The organism is Psychrobacter sp. HII-4 (assembly GCF_904846595.1).
Taxonomy (GTDB): domain Bacteria; phylum Pseudomonadota; class Gammaproteobacteria; order Pseudomonadales; family Moraxellaceae; genus Psychrobacter; species Psychrobacter celer.
On record NZ_CAJHBJ010000025.1, the window covers coordinates 1 to 18,801 of the forward strand.

Consider the following 18,801-nt stretch of genomic DNA (forward strand, 5'->3'; position numbering starts at 1 on the left):
CTACGGTTGCGATAGCGGCGGTTAGGGTTGTTTTACCGTGGTCAACGTGTCCGATGGTGCCGACGTTGACGTGTGGCTTGTTGCGTTCAAACTTGGCCTTTGCCATGGGTAATTCCTCTTTTTTTGGGGTCGGCGCTTAGCTGATATAAATATTAAATTTCATATAGATAAAAGCTAAAGCAGTAGAGACCACATTAAAATAATTGTTAAAAGGTTGCACATACTAATGTGCAGATATTATAAGAAAATCACGGCCAATAACAAGTCTTTTAACAAGTTATTGGCGGATTCTTCGCTGACAATATAAAGATATGCTTTATATTGTCATTTTATGAGCATTATTTACTCGTCATCGTCTTTAGAGTTGTACTTAGAGATGATAGATTCTGCAACTGATTTTGGAATCTCAGCATACTTCTGGAATTCCATTGAGTAAGTTGCACGGCCCTGTGACATTGAGCGCATTTGGGTGGCATAACCAAACATTTCTGCTAATGGTACTTCAGCACGAATTTGCTTAGTACCACCAGGCAAGTCTTCCATGCCTTGGACCATACCGCGGCGGCGGTTTAGATCGCCCATGATATCGCCCATATATTCTTCTGGCGTTTCAACTTCTACTTTCATCACAGGCTCAAGTAATGCTGGGTCTGCTGCCAAGAAGCCTTTACGGAACGCGATTGAACCAGCCATTTTAAATGATAGCTCATCCGAGTCGACGTCATGGTAAGAACCATCGTACAAGGTCGCTTTTACGCCAACCACTGGGTAGCCTGCAAGTACGCCGTTTTGCATACGTTCTTGGATACCTTTGTCGACCGCACCGTGATACTCTTTTGGTACCACACCACCAACAACTTCTTCAGCGAATTCGTACTCAACATCACCTGCTGGATCAAGCGGCTCAAGGCGTAGCCAAACGTGACCGAATTTACCACGACCACCAGTCTGACGTACAAACTTGCCTTCTTGTTCAACTGAGGTACGAATGGTCTCACGATAAGCAACCTGCGGCGCACCGATGTTTGCTTCTACGTTAAACTCACGCTTCATACGGTCAACCAAGATCTCAAGATGTAGCTCACCCATACCACTGATGATGGTCTGACCAGACTCTTCGTCTGTGCGAACTTGGAATGATGGATCTTCTTTGGCCAAACGACCTAGAGCAATTGACATTTTTTCTTGGTCAGCTTTGGTCTTTGGCTCAACTGCTAGAGAGATAACTGGATCTGGGAATTCCATACGCTCTAGCGTGATAACGTTGTTTTCGTCACAAAGCGTATCACCCGTGGTTACGTCTTTCATACCTACCAATGCGGCGATATCACCTGTACGGATTTCTTCTAGCTCTTGTTGAGAGTCTGCCATCATCTGTACGATACGGCCAACACGCTCACGCTTCATTTTTACTGGGTTATAAACGCTAGCGCCTTGCTTAACCACACCTGAGTAGACACGAACGAAGGTTAGGTTACCAACGAACTTGTCGTTCATGATTTTGAATGCTAGTGCTGAGAACGGTGCATCATCAGAAGCTTCACGAGTCGCTTCAGTTTCATCTTTATCGTTCAAGATACCACTGATTGCTGGTACGTCGATTGGTGCAGGTAGATACTGAATAACCGCATCTAGCATCTTTTGTACACCTTTGTTTTTAAAGGCAGTACCACAAAGCATTGGGATGATTTCGTTGTCGATAGTCAACTGACGAAGTGCGCTGTGGATTTGCTCTTCAGTCAATTCACCATTTTCAAGATACTCATTCATCAATTCTTCTGAAGCTTCAGCAGCGTTTTCTACGAGATACTCACGGTATTCTTCTGCTTTGTCTTGTAGCTCAGCTGGAATCTCACGCTCTTCATACTGCATACCTTGAGACGCTTCGTCCCAATAGATAGCTTTCATGGTGACTAGATCGATAACGCCTTCAAAGTCATCTTCTTTTCCGATTGGGATAACCAATGGTACTGGCTTGCCGCCTAGACGCGTTTTGATTTGATCGATGACGCGATAAAAATCAGCACCAACACGGTCCATTTTGTTAACAAACGCAAGACGTGGTACTTTGTATTTGTTTGCCTGACGCCATACGGTCTCAGACTGTGGCTGAACGCCGCCTACTGCACAGTAAACCATGCAAGCGCCATCAAGAACACGCATAGAACGCTCAACTTCAATCGTGAAGTCAACGTGACCTGGGGTATCGATGATGTTGATGCGGTGTTCGTCAAACTGTTTAGCCATACCTGACCAAAAACAAGTTGTTGCTGCTGAGGTAATAGTAATACCACGCTCTTGTTCTTGCTCCATCCAGTCCATAGTGGCTGCGCCATCATGTACTTCGCCAAGTTTGTGGCTAACACCGGTATAGAATAAAACACGCTCAGTAGTGGTCGTCTTACCAGCATCGATGTGCGCTGAGATACCAATATTGCGATAGCGCTTTAGGGGAGTTTTACGAGCCATAGTGTTTTCCTAGGGAAATTCGTGTATATAATAATGTGTTGTGTCTCTGCCTAATACTCTATGACAAAGCGGTGAGCTTCGTGATATTACTTACTGATTATTGAACCTAATACGGACAACAAAAGAGCAAATACTAAGAATAGTGTGGCATCAAATTCGGGATGTTCTCTAGCAAAAACTGTATTTCTCAGAGAAACATCTTGATAGATGTCCGCCACCTCAGTCATTAATAAATAACATTTATATATGACGGAACGATGATGGCGGCAATCAGTAGAATAAACAACAATGTAGGACTAATGAGCATGAGCCATTAGTCTCAAGCTACTATTAAAAAGCAGCTTAGAAACGGTAATGTGAGAATGCTTTGTTAGCATCCGCCATGCGGTGAACTTCGTCACGCTTTTTCATAGCAGCGCCTTTACCGTCAGCAGCGTCATTCAATTCGCCTGCTAAACGTAGAGACATTGATTTTTCAGAACGCTTAGCAGCAGCTTCGGCTAACCAACGCATTGCCAAGGCAGTACGACGGGAGGGGCGTACTTCCATTGGTACTTGATAGGTAGCACCACCCACACGGCGAGCTTTTACTTCGACCATTGGGCGTACGTTTTCTAAGACTTCTTCAAAGAAAGCTACTGGATCTTCGATATTACGTTTTGCACTAACTGTCTCAAGTGCACCATAAACGATACGCTCAGCAGTAGATTTTTTACCATGACTCATTACATGGTTGATGAATTTTGCAACAGTTTGGCTACCAAACTTAGGATCCGGTAGGATCTCACGGGCAGCAACGACGCGACGTCTTGGCATAATAAATTTCCTTGTCTTCAGGAGTGTCCAACATTCACAACATCATACTTGTCATCATAGAGCATAGTGATGAGTTGTCAGTTAGCCTTACTGCATGGTGGTATGTTTAAGGGTAAGTTACATCTTATCAATCTAATTACCATCGACACCGAACCCATGCACAGTTATTGGGTAGTACTAAAAGCTAAGCAAATAACGTTTAGTTATTAAGCTTTAGGCTTCTTAGCACCGTACTTAGAGCGACCTTGCTTACGGTCTTTAACGCCTGCGCAGTCAAGTGCACCGCGAACGGTGTGATAACGTACACCTGGTAGATCTTTTACACGACCACCACGGATAAGAACAACACTGTGCTCTTGTAGGTTATGACCTTCACCGCCGATGTAGCTTGATACTTCATAGCCTGAAGTCAAACGTACACGACATACTTTACGCATGGCAGAGTTTGGTTTTTTTGGCGTGGTAGTATATACGCGAGTACATACACCGCGGCGCTGTGGGCACGCTTCCAACGCAGGAACTTTTGACTTTTCCTTGATGGACTTGCGGCCTTTACGAATCAATTGGTTAGTTGTTGCCATAAGGCATCCTTCTCCCGTTTGGTATAAAACAAAAAAATGGGGAAACACGCCAGCTATCTGACATAAATGCCAGATTTTGACGCACCCATTTTTAGGACAGTGTATTATAAAGAGTTGTTGCTGCTATTTCAACCACTTATGAATGGTTTCACTTTACAACCTGTGGTAGATATGCATGCAGCTGCTTACTATAACACTTTATCTGTTTTTCGCTAACTATCATGCAGCGAGAACCGCTAAAGTGTTGGCTAAGCGCCTAACACAACATAGTCGTATGTAGTCGTATGTAGTCGTATGCAAACCAGTAAATAAGCAAAAAATAGACAAAGCAGGCAAGCAGATAAAACTTGTACAAGATAAATGGCGACATTGGCGCGTTTTTCAAGTGCGTGTGAAGCCTTCTGCGCTAGACATAGACTTCGCTTAGAACCCGCTTAGAGGCCAAGGCCCGCCTGTTATCTCTCTAACGCGCCCCTAAGTAATATATGGCTGCTGCGCCTACTTATCAGCGGACGATTGCTCTGCAGACTTTTTATCAGCCTTTGTCTTTATGCTCTTTGCTTTTAGTATCTTTATTTTCAGCGTCCTTCTTCGCTGACTCTTTTGCTGTGTCTGTGTTTTTTGCGTCTGTTTGCTCAGCCTGCTCATCTGTTTTTTGCGCATTATCGCCGGCTTTATCGACCTTAACTTCACTACTGCTGTCATCAGTGATAGCACGGTTTGCCAATTTGGCTTCTGGGGCAAAGGTTGCTTGCGCCACGCCGATGACCTCATCAATCAGCTGGCTATTGTAACGCATACCGATAACGACAGCGGTGGCGGGCAGTAAGCGGCGCACCCATGACAAGTTAATCTGGTCTAAATCAATACCCACTTGACTGGCGACACGGTCTACTTGCTCGGCATAAAAATTGACGTTTTTATTTTTTAAGCCGAGGTTTTTTAGCTCATTATGCAAGCCGTTGTTTTGTGCATTGTCTAGCAGCCCTTTACCAATGCCTATACCCGCCAGCAGCGCTTGTTTTTCTTGCATTTTACTCAGGTCAGCATTGGCAAGCAGCTCATAAGCCATCTTGATGCCTTGCGTGCCGGTCATCGGTTTGTTGTATACAGCCGCCAGCTGATAAACGGTACGTAGAGAAACCAATAGCAACCATAAAGTGTCGGCAAGCAGTCCTGGCAATCCTGCCAAGCCTGTCAGACCGCCCATGGTCGCAAGTGCGCGGTTTTGGTTGGCGATATCTGTCGCTAAGGCATAACGCTGCTCGTCATCTAAGCTCTCGATATTGGCAAAGCGATGCTCATGAGGCAAATCAATCTGACTCCAGTTAAAAGCGAGCTTGGCCACTTGCGCAAATGCACCATCAAGGGTCGATTGAAACAAGCTATTGGGCACCACTTTTTTGGCGTATTTACCATAAGTAGCAAAACGTGGGCCAAGCAGCTGCTGAGTGGCCTTTAATGTCTGCTCACGAAACAGGTCTTGCTGATAGTCGTTGTCCCCTAAATTTACGGCTTTGTATTGACGCGGCTTGCTGGTTTTGGCATTCATGCCATCAATCACAGCGCCCATACGCTCTAAATTATTGCGGGTAAATGCGCCGATACTGCTGACGCCCTTCGAGAGAGTGCTACGCTTTGCCATCTGGTTATCCTTAATATGATGAATGGTTGTTGTATTATTTAACAATCAATTTATTTAACAATCAACGCCAATCAGCTTTATGCTGAGTGTGGTGTTTTTTAGTTTTGTTATTGCTATTTGTCATGCGCCAAGCTCGTGATACATGATAACTCGTCATATATGATAAATAGTATTTGAAGATGTGTCATCTTAGTCAATTATCTGTCTTCCTGTCAGTGCCAACAATGTTATTACCGTCACCAGTTTTGTATCTAAAAGTATAACGTGTTTATAACTGTTTTTGTCTCTTATGATGACAGATGAGCATGGGTTTAATAAGCTTGTACTGTTGGCCGCTTTTGCTGATAGCTGTAGCGCTATTTGGTGCTTGGGGCAGTTTTGTGATTATTTTGCACTTGTACAAAGATTTTGGGGCACTGATACGGTATCATATGCGCTGCTCTCAAGTGCTATACTCTCAAGCTTATCGTATCACTTACTTACTATTATTATCAGCACCATTATCTAGAGCCTGCTCATATCAAAGATGAGGTTTAATAAAAACCCGCTCTAGACGACCTATAAGTAAAATATAGGGACAGCAATTACTAAAAATTATTACTCAGAAGGAATAGAATATGCGCCGCGTTGTTATCACTGGAGCAGGGATTGTCTCTTGTATCGGACATGATTTGGCCACTGTCACTGCTGCACTCAAACAAGGACAGTCTGGCATCACATTTAACGAGTCTTATGCTGAGCACGACTTTAAATCGCAGGTCAGCGGCAGTATTGATCAGTCGACGCTAGATACCATTGGCATCGACCGTAAACTAAAACGTTTTTTTAGTGACGCCAGCCTTTATGCTTATGTCAGTGCATTGAGCGCCATCGAGCATGCAGGCTTGTCACTTGAGACCATCAATAGCAACCCGCGAGTTGGGGTGGTGGCAAGCTCGGGCGGTGCATCGACAGAAAACATCGTCAGTGCCATCGATGCGATGCGCGCCAAAGGTCTGCGCGGCGTCGGCGCGATGGCGGTACCAAAAACCATGGGCAGCTCGGTATCGGCCGCACTGGCCACAGGACTTAAAATCCAAGGGGTGTCTTACTCTCTTAGCTCAGCTTGTGCCACCTCGACACATTGTATTGGCCATGCCGCCGAGCTGATTCAACTTGGCAAAGCCGATGTGGTACTCGCTGGTGGTAGTGAGGCTGAGCACTGGACCCAGTCTTGTATGTTTGATGCCATGGGCGCGGTCAGTACTCAATATAATGACACACCAACCCTTGCCTCTAGAGCTTATGACAAAGACCGTGACGGCTTTGTCATCGCTGCAGGTGGCGCGATGGTGGTGGTCGAAAGCCTAGAACATGCCGAGGCACGCGGCGCCAATATCTTAGCAGAAATCGTCGGCTACGGTGCCAGCTCTGATGGCGCTGAGATGGTCGCCCCTAGCGGCGAAGGCGCAGTGCGCTGTATGCAACAAGCCTTGGCAGACGCAGGGCTAGAGAGCGTCGACTATATCAATACCCACGGCACCAGTACGCCACTGGGCGATATCACCGAGCTCAAAGCCATCGCGCAGGTGTTTGATGGTGATATCAGCAAAGTACCTGCGATCAGCTCTACCAAGTCGATGACTGGTCATAGTCTCGGCGCTGTCGGCGCGCAAGAGCTGATTTATTGCCTACTTATGCTACAAGAAGGCTTTATCGCTCCAAGCATCAATGTCAAAGCGCTAGACCCTGCTGCTAAAGGCTTTGATATCGTTACTGACAAGCGTGACGCATCACTTGAGACCATCATGAGCAACAGCTTTGGCTTTGGCGGTACCAATGCCACATTAATCATCAAAAAGTTTGACGCCTAAATAATGCCTGTAAACACTCATTCTACCAATCACATAAACCCCACCCCATCGCCAGCTACTCACCCTAGCTGGCGTTTTGGTGCGCTGGGTGCAGCTGAGCTGTTGCCAAAGCTGCAGCGCCACTTACTCAAGCAAGACGCTCAGGCCAACTGGCAACTGGTTTGGCTAAACAATGCTGGACGGCCAGTGATTGGCTTGCTGCCCAAAATGGCTTGGTCTGTCTATCCGACCACACCCGAGCCCCGACAGCCTGCCGCTTATACCATCGTTGGCCGCCGCCGTGGCGACAACCACGCGGCCACTTACCGCACCATGAGCTATGAAGCATGGCAAGAAGTGCTCATTGCCTATGGTCAAACCCATCAGACCGACACAAATAGCCAAGCAGATCCTAGCGCGCCACCGCACTATCACCACGGGCTGATAGGATTTATTGGCTATGACATCGCAGCTCACGAGCTGAGCCCAGCGCGCGCTATCGAGCTGGCGGCGCAGCCCTGTGCAGTATTGGGGCATTACGACATATATCTGACGCCCTGCGATAGCGGTCATGGCTGGGCGCTACGTACCGTAGGGCTTTATACAGTAGCAGATGAGACGGACCCAACGCTTGACTCGCTGATATCCTGCTTAGACTCACTAGAACAACAGCTATCTAAAGCAACTAATAGCATTGCAAAAACGCCTGCACCATTATACCTACAGCCGCGCTGGCACCAACATGACTATCAAGCCGCTTTTGATAAAACCCAATACTACCTAGAGCAAGGCGACTGCTATCAGATCAACCTGACCCAAAAATGGACAGGACAGCTGACGAGCGAGAGTACATCCACTCAGGCCATAAGTCTGATCGATTATTTGCCAGCGCTCCATCAAAACACCCAAGCGCCCTTTGCAGGGTACTTACAAACCCAGCCGCATGATGACGATAGGTTTGATAATAGCGACAATAGCCTCGATGCTCGTGACCCGCATAGCGTTAACGCTCAATTTGAGCTATTAAGCTGCTCGCCTGAGCTGTTTTTTACCTTTACCAAAGAATCTAATAGCGGCAAACATCATATCACCACAAAACCCATCAAAGGCACCATGCCACGCAGCACCAACCCCACACAAGATAATGCCTATAAGCAGCAGCTGATCGATAGTGAAAAAGATCGCGCCGAAAACGTCATGATCGTCGATTTATTGCGTAACGACTTGGGCAAGTATGCCAAAATCGGTAGCGTCAAAGTGCCCAAGCTGTTTGCTATCGAGAGCTTTAGCAATGTCCATCATATGGTCAGCACCATTCGCGCCGAGCTAAAAGACGACACCCATCCGCTTACGGTGTTGTTTGGCAGCTTGCCAGCAGGCTCTATCACCGGCACGCCCAAAAAACGCGCTGTCGAAATCATCTCTGAGTTGGAACAAGCACCGCGCGGCGCATACTGCGGTACCATGGGCTATATGAATTTTGATGGAAGTGGACAGTGGAATGTACTGATACGCACGCTACAAGCGCGCCATGCGCCGCAGCAAAACACGCAGGTCAATTTATGGGCGGGCGGCGGCATCACGGTGGCCTCTGACTGCGATGCTGAGTATCAAGAGTGTCTGGATAAAGTGGGCAATCTATTGGACGTGCTGGCGCAAAAACCCTGACATAAAAAAGCCTGCACAGTATGATACTGACAGGCGTTATGATACTGATAGGGATTGGCGCTACCTACTCAGCAGCCCTATCTATCGTATTGCTATCTGCATGCAATACCGTCAGCGCCGCTATCAATCTTTGGTGCTGCTCGGCGGTACCGACCGTGATACGCAGATACTCATTGATGCGCGGCTTGTCAAAGTGACGCACGATGATGCCTTGCTCACGTAGGGCGGCGGCGACCTCGCTGGCATTGCCCTCTTTAGGACGCGCAAACACAAAGTTGGTATGCGAAGGCAACACCTCATAGTCCAATGCTTGTAAGCCTGCCGTCAACGACTCACGTAAATCAATCACTTGCTGACGCGTTTGCTCAAAATACTCTACATCTAACACACTTGCCGTCGCCCCAGCTTGCGCCAATTTATCGAGCGGATAGCTGTTAAAGCTGTTTTTCATGCGTGTTAAGGCTTCAATTAATGAGGCATTGCCAAAGGCCATCCCAACGCGCAAACCTGCCAGTGAGCGCGATTTGGAAAACGTTTGGGTGACCAAAATATTATCACACTCGTTGATAAGACTCACAGCTGAAACCTCAGTCTCCAAACTACCCTCTTCTACTTGCGCAAAGTCGATATACGCCTCATCAATCACAATCACCGAGTTTGAATGCTCGCTTGCCAACTTACGAATATCCGCAAGCGATAATAGCAGTCCTGTCGGCGCATTGGGGTTGGCGATAATGATGCCACTACAAGGCTGACGATAAGCATCCGGATCGATACTAAAATCGTCTTCTAGCGCAATTTGCACCAGCTCTATACCAAAAGTATGGGCATACACTGGATAAAAACTATAGCCAATGTCAGGCGAGAGCACAGGGCGCTCTTTTAAGAAAAAACTGGCAAATACCAGCGCCAACACTTCATCTGAACCATTGCCGACAAACACTTGATTGGCATCAAGGTTATATAGCTGAGCCAAAGCGGCGCGCAACTCATCAGACTCAGGCGCTGGATATAAGCGCAAATCATCCGCCTGCTGCGCTAAGACCTGAGCAATGGCCTCACCGACTTTAGGTGAGGGTGGAAACGGGTTTTCGTTGGTGTTTAATTTACATAAATTGTCGTGTTGCGGCTGCTCACCTGGTACATAAGGTGACAAGTTACGTGCTTTGGATGACCAAAGTCTGGTATCTATCTTTAACTCATTCATAAGTTATCCTACTATTAGCCACAAAGACTATCAAAGTTTACAGACCTAATATTTAAAAAACTACCGCTTGCTCGTTGGCGTAAAAACATACGCCACTCTGACACGCCGATTATTGATAACGATAACGAGCTGAGCGCGCGTGGGCCTCTAAGTCCTCACGCTGCGCTAAAATATCTGCCGTTTCGGCCAAAGGCTTACTGCCCGCTTCGCTACAATAGATGATAGAGGATTTTTTTTGAAAATCATAAACACCAAGCGGTGAAGAAAAACGCGCCGTCCCCGATGTCGGTAGTACATGGTTGGGGCCTGCACAGTAATCACCGATGGCCTCAGGGGTGTGACGTCCCATAAAAATCGCCCCAGCATGACGAATATTAGCGAGCAAGGCATCAGGCTCATCGACCGACAGCTCTAAATGCTCAGGCGCCACGCGGTTGATCACTGCCATGCCCTCCGCACGGTCTTTGACCAAAATCAGCGCGCCGCGGTTTTGTAATGAGTCGCGCGCAATATCCGCTTTTGGTAGCTCGCTCAAGGCTTTTTCGATTTCAGCTGCCACCGCGTCGAGCTGCTCGCGACTGGTCGTTACAAAGATGGCTTGGGCGATACGGTCGTGCTCTGCTTGTGACAACAAATCCATCGCCAACCAGTCTGCGCGATCTTGCGCCTGCCCTTCTGCGTACACCAGCACCTCAGAGGGGCCAGCAATCATATCGATGCCCACTTGACCAAATACTGCGCGCTTGGCCGCAGCGACGTATTTATTACCAGGGCCGGTGATTTTGTCCACGGCTGGTATCGTCTCGGTACCATATGCCAACGCAGCAACCGCTTGGGCGCCGCCGATGGTAAAGACTCGGTCCACTCGTGCCAAGTGTGCCGCGGCCAGCACCAGTGGATTGAGCACACCATTAGGCGCTGGCACGACCATGATAACGTCACTCACGCCAGCGACTTTGGCTGGGATGGCATTCATCAGAACCGATGAGGGATACGAGGCCAGACCACCTGGCACATAGATGCCGACACGATCCAGCGGGGTGATTTTTTGCCCCAAACGGTTGCCCAGCGCATCTTCATACTGCCAGCTATCTTGGACTTGGCGCTCATGGAAGCTCTGTACGCGCGCAGCTGCCGTGCTTAGGGCGGTTTTCACCGTATCGTCTAATTGCTCAAAGGCCTCAGCAAGTGCCTCCTTAGATAGCTCTAGCTCTTGCATGGTAGTCGCTGGATGCTGGTCAAATTGCTGAGTCAATGCCAGTACCACGCTATCACCCTGACGACGCACTTGCGCGATGATATCATCAACAGTCGTTAACAAATCGGCATCATTGACCGTCTCAAAAGCAAGCAATTCGGTCAACTGGCTATCAAAATCGGCATCTTGGGTACTTAACTGGCGCATGAGCTAATCCTATATCTGAGCATGTATGCTACGGAACATTAACGAGTAAAAACAAGCGAGTCTGATACTGTGATACGTATCTGTGGCTAGGGCGTGTCCTCATTTTAAAAATGGCGATAAAAATGAGATAAATCGCCGTCAAACAAGGAAAATAGCGCAGATAATATTGAGATATTAGTCAGCTATTTGACACCATTTGGCCAGGTTTAACCATTTTTAGCCCATTTAGATGGCTATCGATTGAATTGAGGACAGGCCCTAGAGTTCGGTTTAGATTATACTGGGCTTTTATGTTTTGACAAACCCATACAATAAAACCAGTTTAGCACGCTATGCTTATCATAGAGCGCCAAACTGGTTTAAAAATTTGCATCACTGTACTTAATATTACCAATGAAGCACATTGTCTTTGCAAGTATGGATGAATGACACACTAAGGCATCAAACACTGAGCTGTTAAGCACTCGCAATGCTGTCTTTAAAGCTGTCCAAAATTGGCTCAAGCAAGGCAAACTTACGCTTGTAACTGACTTGATTGACAATGAGGCGTGACGATACATCGCAGATATGGTCACGGGCTTCAAGGCCGTTGGCACGCAAGGTGTTCCCTGTATCGACCACATCAACGATAAGGTCTCCGAGTCCGACCAACGGTGCCAGCTCCATCGAGCCGTATAGTTTGATCACATCGACCTGCTGGCCTTGGCTGGCAAAATACGCCCGAGCCACATTGACGTACTTGGTGGCGATACGCAGACGACGGTTGGGCAATGGCGCGTCTTTTACGCCTGCGGTCATCAATTTGCACCGGGCAATCTGCAAATCCAGCAGCTCATACACATGGTTGGCACCGTGCTCAAGCAGTACATCTTTACCCGCCACACCAAAATCCGCAGCGCCATGCTCGACGTAGGTCGGTACATCACTGGCACGCAAGATTAAGACGCGTACATTGGGGTTTGAGGTTGGAAAAATAAGCTTACGCGAGGCTTCAGGGTCTTCTAACAACTCAACGCCCGCTGCGCGCAGCAAAGGCATGGTCTCTTCTAAAATACGGCCTTTAGATAAGGCCAGCGTTAAGCCTGAAAATTCCTCATTGACTTGGTTTAATAAACCATCATTTGATTGGCGGGTGCTTGCTTCGGTCATAATGACATCGTGTCCATGTACAGTTGGCATCCCCGATAGCGGGGCGTGAATTTATCATTGCTAAGCGATGGGGTAAACCTTCATGCGCCAATCATTGAAGTGCTTGACGCATAAGAGTTTACTGAGTCGTTCAGTGTCTGACTGACTTAAGGCATGGTTTTATGTAGTTGCTGACAAAAACCAGCAAAAAACTGCCGCCTAGTCGTTGCTGTTGTTGCTGTTGATACGTTCGATATTGACGCCGAGCGCACGCAGTTTGCTTTCTACGTTTTCATAGCCGCGATCGATATGATAAATACGATCGATCAAGCTCTCACCTTCGGCGGTCGCCGCGGCCATCACCAAGGACATCGATGCGCGTAAATCGGTCGCCATCACGGGCGCGGCGGTAAAGTTTTCGACGCCCGTAACTACGGCAGTATGACCGTCCACCTGAATGGATGCGCCCAAACGATTGAGCTCTGGCACATGCATATAGCGGTTTTCGAAGATATTTTCGATAAAGGTACTGGTGCCATCGGCCAGACAGCTAATCGCCATGAGCTGCGCCTGCATATCTGTTGGAAAACCAGGATGCGGCTGAGTGCGAATATTGACAGGTCTTGGTCGACCCGTCATTTGCGCGCGAATCCAGTCATCACCTGTGGTAATCACCGCGCCCATATCTTCAAACTTCTCTAGCACAGGGGTCAATAACAGCGCAGAGGTGTTTTTGGCCAATACATCACCGCGAGTCATCAGCGCGCCTGCCAGATAAGAGCCTGTCTCGATACGATCCGCCACTACTGAATACTCACAACCATGCAAACGCTCAACGCCTTCGATGGTCATGGTCGAGGTACCGATGCCGCTTATCTTGGCACCCATCGCGACCAGCATGTTGGCCAAATCCACCACTTCTGGCTCCAGCGCGCAGTTGCCAAGCACTGTAGTACCTTTAGCCAGCGCGGCGGCCATTATGACGTTTTCAGTGCCGCCGACCGTGATCATGTCAAATGAGAAGTTACAGCCGATTAGTTTGCCGCCTTTTGGCGCTTGCGCTTTGACATAGCCGTTTTCGACGCTGATAGTAGCGCCCATGGCTTCAAAGGCTTTGAGATGCTGATCGACAGGACGCGAGCCAATCGCGCAGCCACCTGGCAATGAGACTTCTGCTTCGCCAAAACGTGCCAGCAACGGCCCCAATACCAAAATCGACGCGCGCATGGTCTTGACCAAATCATAGGGCGCATAAAAATTATCGATGGTTTTGGTATCGCACGTGACCGTATCACCTTGTTTTTGAATGTGGATGCCCATACCACCGATCAATGCAATCAGGGTACGCACATCTTGTAGCGATGGCACATTATGTAATGTCGTTGGGGTCTCAGCCAATATCATGGCCGCAAGTAACGGCAGCGCGGCATTTTTGGCTCCTGAAATCGTAACTTCCCCTGCAATACGACTACTACCCGTGATTAAAAATTGATCCATAAAAGTGGCAACCTAGCGATGAGTATAAAAAGATGAATATAAAAAATAAAAACCAAACCACCAAAACCTGCGATTTAGACAATAAATGAAACAGCAGGCTTGAGGCGTCTAATGAACAGGCTTAAGCATAACGTCTCATCATAAAGAGTGACGTTTAGCCTTTTGATTGAGCGTCCCACTCAGCGGGCGTCAATGCTTGAATATTGAGCGCATGAATATCTCCGCTGGCAATCTTGTCATTAACCAGCGCATATACCGCTTGCTGACGCTGAACGCTGCGTTTGCCTTCAAAGCTGGCATCGACCACGCGCACATCAAACTTATTGCCTTGATTGGCCGCTTGAATAAAAGCGTCTGGAAAATGAGTCTGTAAAAATGCAATCAAGTCGTCAGCGTTCATGCTCATAAATCTCTCTGCCTTAAATATAAAATAGGGTATGAATATAAAGTGAAGACATTATAACAAGAGTTTGGCTATCTTACAGTATTGTCTTGCTTTACCATGTTTTATGATGCACTAGCGACCAATCAGTCGTGCCCACAATGCCTTTCACTCTTTATCGTTATTTAAGAGCGTCATCTAGGTAGCTAAGCACTTGCGCGCGCACGTCATTGACCCAGCGTAGCGGCGGTGCCATCGCCCCAATACTGGTCGCATGGCTGGCACCTGCTATTTCACCGTTTTTGACAGAAACGCCAGCTGCTTTTAGTGCTTGCGTCATCTTGATGGTATTGCTGTCGTGGACGATGTCGTCTTTTTCGGCCGTCAATAATAAATAAGGCGGCTGCTTTCCTCTGATATGACGATCGGGCATCACCTCATCTGGCGTGGCAGCGGCGGCAAAGGCCGATGCGCTATCAAACTTACGAAAGTCATAACTGTATGGCCCCGCGATGCCGACGACTGTCCCTACAGCGCTTGGCTTGATATGATAAGGGGCCAAAAATTCCTCGTTGGCGACCGCTGCCACGGCGTTGAACGCTCCAGCAGAGTGTCCAACCACCGCCACACGAGCAGGGTCAGCATACAAGCTGGCCGCGTTGTTTAGGCTCCAAGCGATCGCCTGCGCGGTGTCTTTGACATAAGCGGGATAGACATGCTCAGGCGCCTTACGGTAATTGATCACCGCTGTGACATAGCCTGCCTGCGCCAAACTCTGGCCGACAAAGGCGTATTGCTCTTTGCTCCCGCTCTCCCATGAGCCGCCATGGACAAACACCACCATTGGATAACGATCACTGATCGTGCTTTGTGCCGTCATGGCACGGGTCAACGGCTTGGGGTAATAAATATCTAAATCCTGTAAGGGCTGATCGCCGTACAAGATGTCTTTGCTGACCCCAACACCGCCGCCTGAGGTAATTCCATTGACGAGAGTCAAGGGTGATAACGCCTGCGCGCTTTGGCTTGCCAGCACCGCGCCGCCAATTGCCAGCAGCGCCGCGCCCGTCACTTTTAGCACCTTCTTACTTGCTGCTTGAGTGTCAGCGCTTTTTGTATTTGTCTTGCGACGGTGCTGTTGCTTGTGGCCATCATCATGGTCATGATGCCGCTTGCGTGTTTTGAGATCCTTCATCGCCAGTGTCCTTTATTCACTTATCACCAATTGTTTATCGCTAGCCACGTACCACCAGTCGCTTACCGCGGATTATTTATAGCCATTCATATAGTCACTCATCTAGCCATTCATTTACAGAGTAATCAGTTTACTGGCTGCCAAAAGATTTCTCGTGTTTTTGCTGTTACTCGTGTTTAGGCTTCTTGTCATCAGCGGCGGCTATATCAGCGCCAAATACAATCGAGGCACTGGCTCACGATGAAATGAGGTATTTACGGATTTTGATAAATATCGACATTCTCACTAGCAGAGGAGTCGATAGGCGAACCCTCTTCGGTCACCACTATAGGCGTGGTGGCTCGGGCTGGGCTGGGCGCGACTGCACTACCCGGCTCATCAGCAACGCGCGCGGCAGCCGAGCGCTGCACAACTGGCGCTAACGCCGGATTGGCCAGATTGTCCTCATACATAATATCGTCTTCACCAATCTTTACCCCTCTATCGTCGACAACGGTCGTCAATAGCACAAGCTCGGTCACTCCTACGGTGTCGTTGGCGATATCGATTAAGTGGCTTTGCTGCGTCGGTGTCACACGTCCCATGACATAGACCACGCCGTTGTTGCTCACCACCTTGATTTGGGAGGCTTTGACGCCGTTACTTGTCGCGACTTTTGCCAGCATTTTTGAGGTGATATAACCATCATGGACAGTCGAGCTATAGCCCTTTGAGGCGCTGACGGTCAGCTCATTATAGACACGGCGCACATCTGGCATGGAGCTGACGACGTTTTCTATCTCCGTCTTAATCGCAGCACTTGGCACCTCACCGGTCAGCAGTACTTCACTATTAAAGCTATCGATACTCATGCGGCTGGTCTGCTGCAAGTCTTCTTTTAGACCATAAACATTGATTTTGGCAGTGTGTTCGATGCTACGATCCAGCAGGCGCTGCGGAATGGTACGCTCAGTCATGGGTACACCATAAGTCCCTTGTGTACTGTTGGTCAGATAATTGGTGGTACAACCCGTACTAATGACGCTTGCCAGCAGCACAGCACCTATCGTCATGCGGTATGATGAGCCAAAAATAACAGTGCGCAAGTGCATCCGTGTCATGATTTACCTCTTAGAGCCTGATGAAATAAGTAAGATATTGGCGATGATTGATGAGCAAGGCATGCCATCGCTTTTTTATTGAGCTACTTTACTCAATTTTTTGGGTGAACGCTTAGGCTTTTGGTAACGATAACTCAACCGACAAACACCTTGGCATCGCTCGCGCACGCTCAGACTCATTAATACAACAAGAATCATCATCAAGCGCGCCAAGTGTACTCAGTAATTATGCTCAGTCATATAAGTAAAAAAGCCAATGCCGCCTTACCAAGCATTTGCCATAAACGCGCCTATCAGCCACTGCGGCGACTCAGACATGTGGGCTTCTGCGAGTTTGTGCTTGCCTGCGGTATCATAAGCAATGACATCAAACCGGCAATCAAAATCTCTATACTCAGGGTGCTGCTGCAAAAAATAGCGCGCCGCCTTGATGAGTTTGTTTTGCTTGGATTTGGTGACGCTCAGCAGCGCATCGCCAAACCCTGATTGGCGCCGTTGACGCACTTCGACAAACACTAGGGTCGACCATGCCGCGCCCGTCTCTAGCATGACCAAGTCAAGCTCGCCGATTTTGGGTTGTTGCCAGTTTTGTGCAATCAGCGTCAAGCCTTGCGCCTGCAAAAATGCACAAGCGCGCTGCTCAAACAAGCTGCCTTGACGCTGCTTGGGCGAGCTAAGGCGTAAGGGTTTGTGATGGGTCATAAGAGCAAGTTACCTGCTGAACATTTCAGAATTATCATAGCACAACATGATAAACTAACCACTTTTACGCCTTGTCTATCTATTTGGTCTGTCACCATGGTCTGCATTCATGGGGTTGTTACAGTCTTTATTATGATGTTGTGCTAAAGACCACACATCAAACGCCAAGATAGAGCGTGGCGCTATATTGTATGCCCGACTTTTATAACAGAGGTTTTCATGTCCATCCCTACCGCGATGCCAGCTTGTTTATATATCGTTGCCACGCCGATTGGTAATCTGAGCGACATGACGCCGCATGCCATCGATGTCTTAAAACAAGTGGCCATCATTGCCTGTGAAGACACCCGCACCTCCGGCAAACTGCTATCGCACTTTGGTATCCATACCAAAGATAACAGTAGCGAGGCTGGCGCGCCCAAAGCGCATAATAAGCTATGGGCCTATCATGAGCACAACAGCGCCATCCAAACGCCAAAGATTATCGAGATGATCCAGCAAGGCCATTCCGTCGCTTTGATCAGTGATGCTGGCACACCACTGGTCAGTGACCCAGGCTATCAGTTGGTACAAGCGGCGCATGCCGCTGGCGTGAGAGTATCACCTGTGGTGGGTGCATCGGCTGCCATTGGCGCGCTATCGGTCGCAGGGCTGCCATCAGATCGTTTTAGCTTTATTGGGTTTTTGCCTGCCAAAACTCACGGTCGCCAAAAACAACTGACCGCCTTAATGACACGCACCGAAACCTTGATATTTTATGAAGCGCCGCACCGCATTCTGGCAAGCTTAGCGGACATGGCGGCGATATTTGGCGCTGATCGTGAAGTGGCGTTTTGCCGTGAGCTGACCAAAACCTTTGAGACTGTGCACAAAAGCACGCTTGGCAACTTGATTGAGTTTGTCAAAGCCGATGACAATCAGCAGCGCGGCGAAATCGTCTTGGTAGTCGCAGGTGACCATACCGCACAAGACGCCGACGACATCAGTGTGCACGATGCGTTACTACAACGTCTACTGGAGGATTTATCGGTCAAAAAAGCCGCCGCCTTGGCCGCTGATATCACTGGCGTGAAAAAAAACGCGCTCTATCAGCGCCTGCTTGAGCTACAAGCAAAATAGCTTGTGGTTATAAAAAATACTATACCAACAAATTAATCATTGAGTGAGGAGAGAG

The 18,801-nt window shown here is 48.3% G+C and carries 16 protein-coding genes; 3 read left to right on the forward strand and 13 right to left on the reverse strand.

Annotation, left to right across the window (positions count from 1 at the left end; genetic code table 11):
- The 5 genes from JMX98_RS10525 to JMX98_RS10545 all read right to left on the reverse strand — a co-directional run.
- On the reverse strand, window positions 1–106 hold a 106-nt coding region (locus JMX98_RS10525), incomplete at its 3' end, for a GTP-binding protein (RefSeq protein ID WP_087553676.1).
- Window positions 107–342: 236 nt separating this feature from the next.
- Window positions 343–2,469, reverse strand: coding sequence for an elongation factor G (fusA, locus tag JMX98_RS10530; RefSeq protein WP_201586450.1), 2,127 nt, complete (start codon window positions 2,467–2,469; stop codon window positions 343–345).
- Between the two features lie 342 nt (window positions 2,470–2,811).
- A complete protein-coding gene (rpsG, locus tag JMX98_RS10535) occupies window positions 2,812–3,285 on the reverse strand; it encodes a 30S ribosomal protein S7 (RefSeq protein WP_105244196.1) in 474 nt (157 codons plus the stop codon).
- Between the two features lie 206 nt (window positions 3,286–3,491).
- Window positions 3,492–3,866 (reverse strand): 30S ribosomal protein S12, encoded by a 375-nt coding sequence (gene rpsL / locus JMX98_RS10540; protein WP_201573638.1) that lies wholly within the window; start codon window positions 3,864–3,866, stop codon window positions 3,492–3,494.
- A 535-nt stretch (window positions 3,867–4,401) separates the two neighbouring features.
- Window positions 4,402–5,511, reverse strand: coding sequence for an EcsC family protein (locus tag JMX98_RS10545; RefSeq protein ID WP_201586452.1), 1,110 nt, complete (start codon window positions 5,509–5,511; stop codon window positions 4,402–4,404).
- A 617-nt stretch (window positions 5,512–6,128) separates the two neighbouring features.
- Between JMX98_RS10545 and JMX98_RS10550 the strand changes: the two genes are divergently transcribed.
- Together JMX98_RS10550 and JMX98_RS10555 are read left to right on the forward strand one after the other, a co-directional pair.
- The gene (locus JMX98_RS10550; RefSeq protein WP_201586454.1) at window positions 6,129–7,364 is read left to right on the forward strand and encodes a beta-ketoacyl synthase N-terminal-like domain-containing protein; all 1,236 of its coding nucleotides are present in this window, start codon (window positions 6,129–6,131) and stop codon (window positions 7,362–7,364) included.
- Window positions 7,365–7,367: 3 nt separating this feature from the next.
- The gene (locus JMX98_RS10555; RefSeq protein ID WP_201586456.1) at window positions 7,368–9,011 is read left to right on the forward strand and encodes an anthranilate synthase component I family protein; all 1,644 of its coding nucleotides are present in this window, start codon (window positions 7,368–7,370) and stop codon (window positions 9,009–9,011) included.
- 64 nt (window positions 9,012–9,075) lie between these two features.
- On the opposite strand, the gene hisC is transcribed toward JMX98_RS10555, so the two are convergent.
- The 8 genes from hisC to JMX98_RS10595 all read right to left on the reverse strand — a co-directional run bounded on the left by hisC (window position 9,076) and on the right by JMX98_RS10595 (window position 17,627).
- Window positions 9,076–10,218, reverse strand: coding sequence for a histidinol-phosphate transaminase (gene hisC, locus JMX98_RS10560; RefSeq protein WP_201586458.1), 1,143 nt, complete (start codon window positions 10,216–10,218; stop codon window positions 9,076–9,078).
- Window positions 10,219–10,327: 109 nt separating this feature from the next.
- The gene (gene hisD, locus JMX98_RS10565) at window positions 10,328–11,623 is read right to left on the reverse strand and encodes a histidinol dehydrogenase (RefSeq protein ID WP_201586460.1); all 1,296 of its coding nucleotides are present in this window, start codon (window positions 11,621–11,623) and stop codon (window positions 10,328–10,330) included.
- 456 nt (window positions 11,624–12,079) lie between these two features.
- On the reverse strand, window positions 12,080–12,772 hold the full coding sequence (gene hisG / locus JMX98_RS10570) for an ATP phosphoribosyltransferase (protein WP_198336455.1): 693 nt from the start codon (window positions 12,770–12,772) through the stop codon (window positions 12,080–12,082).
- Window positions 12,773–12,970: 198 nt separating this feature from the next.
- A complete protein-coding gene (gene murA, locus JMX98_RS10575; protein ID WP_105244203.1) occupies window positions 12,971–14,248 on the reverse strand; it encodes a UDP-N-acetylglucosamine 1-carboxyvinyltransferase in 1,278 nt (425 codons plus the stop codon).
- Window positions 14,249–14,402: 154 nt separating this feature from the next.
- Window positions 14,403–14,654: a BolA family protein gene (locus JMX98_RS10580; RefSeq protein ID WP_100749029.1), complete on the reverse strand. Its 252-nt coding sequence runs from the start codon at window positions 14,652–14,654 to the stop codon at window positions 14,403–14,405.
- 157 nt (window positions 14,655–14,811) lie between these two features.
- Window positions 14,812–15,825: an alpha/beta hydrolase gene (locus tag JMX98_RS10585; protein WP_201586462.1), complete on the reverse strand. Its 1,014-nt coding sequence runs from the start codon at window positions 15,823–15,825 to the stop codon at window positions 14,812–14,814.
- A 254-nt stretch (window positions 15,826–16,079) separates the two neighbouring features.
- On the reverse strand, window positions 16,080–16,925 hold the full coding sequence (locus JMX98_RS10590) for a BON domain-containing protein (protein WP_201586470.1): 846 nt from the start codon (window positions 16,923–16,925) through the stop codon (window positions 16,080–16,082).
- A 264-nt stretch (window positions 16,926–17,189) separates the two neighbouring features.
- Window positions 17,190–17,627 carry a YraN family protein gene (locus JMX98_RS10595; RefSeq protein ID WP_201586472.1) on the reverse strand — a complete coding sequence of 146 codons (438 nt, stop codon included), beginning with the start codon at window positions 17,625–17,627 and terminating at the stop codon, window positions 17,190–17,192.
- A gap of 219 nt (window positions 17,628–17,846) precedes the next feature.
- Here JMX98_RS10595 and rsmI point away from each other — a divergent pair, with 219 nt between their 5' ends.
- Entirely contained in the window at window positions 17,847–18,746 is a 900-nt protein-coding gene (rsmI, locus tag JMX98_RS10600) for a 16S rRNA (cytidine(1402)-2'-O)-methyltransferase (RefSeq protein WP_201586474.1), read from the forward strand.
- Window positions 18,747–18,801: the final 55 nt, after the last annotated feature.

What these genes read in the sequence shown, in the direction of transcription:
- fusA (WP_201586450.1), bottom strand. Translation starts at nt 2,469, where the DNA reads ATGGCTCGTAAAACTCCCCTAAAGCGCTATCGCAATATTGGTATCTCA.
- rpsG (WP_105244196.1), bottom strand. Translation starts at nt 3,285, where the DNA reads ATGCCAAGACGTCGCGTCGTTGCTGCCCGTGAGATCCTACCGGATCCT.
- rpsL (WP_201573638.1), bottom strand. Translation starts at nt 3,866, where the DNA reads ATGGCAACAACTAACCAATTGATTCGTAAAGGCCGCAAGTCCATCAAG.
- JMX98_RS10545 (WP_201586452.1), bottom strand. Translation starts at nt 5,511, where the DNA reads ATGGCAAAGCGTAGCACTCTCTCGAAGGGCGTCAGCAGTATCGGCGCA.
- JMX98_RS10550 (WP_201586454.1), top strand. Translation starts at nt 6,129, where the DNA reads ATGCGCCGCGTTGTTATCACTGGAGCAGGGATTGTCTCTTGTATCGGA.
- JMX98_RS10555 (WP_201586456.1), top strand. Translation starts at nt 7,368, where the DNA reads ATGCCTGTAAACACTCATTCTACCAATCACATAAACCCCACCCCATCG.
- hisC (WP_201586458.1), bottom strand. Translation starts at nt 10,218, where the DNA reads ATGAATGAGTTAAAGATAGATACCAGACTTTGGTCATCCAAAGCACGT.
- hisD (WP_201586460.1), bottom strand. Translation starts at nt 11,623, where the DNA reads ATGCGCCAGTTAAGTACCCAAGATGCCGATTTTGATAGCCAGTTGACC.
- hisG (WP_198336455.1), bottom strand. Translation starts at nt 12,772, where the DNA reads ATGACCGAAGCAAGCACCCGCCAATCAAATGATGGTTTATTAAACCAA.
- murA (WP_105244203.1), bottom strand. Translation starts at nt 14,248, where the DNA reads ATGGATCAATTTTTAATCACGGGTAGTAGTCGTATTGCAGGGGAAGTT.
- JMX98_RS10580 (WP_100749029.1), bottom strand. Translation starts at nt 14,654, where the DNA reads ATGAGCATGAACGCTGACGACTTGATTGCATTTTTACAGACTCATTTT.
- JMX98_RS10585 (WP_201586462.1), bottom strand. Translation starts at nt 15,825, where the DNA reads ATGAAGGATCTCAAAACACGCAAGCGGCATCATGACCATGATGATGGC.
- JMX98_RS10590 (WP_201586470.1), bottom strand. Translation starts at nt 16,925, where the DNA reads ATGACACGGATGCACTTGCGCACTGTTATTTTTGGCTCATCATACCGC.
- JMX98_RS10595 (WP_201586472.1), bottom strand. Translation starts at nt 17,627, where the DNA reads ATGACCCATCACAAACCCTTACGCCTTAGCTCGCCCAAGCAGCGTCAA.
- rsmI (WP_201586474.1), top strand. Translation starts at nt 17,847, where the DNA reads ATGTCCATCCCTACCGCGATGCCAGCTTGTTTATATATCGTTGCCACG.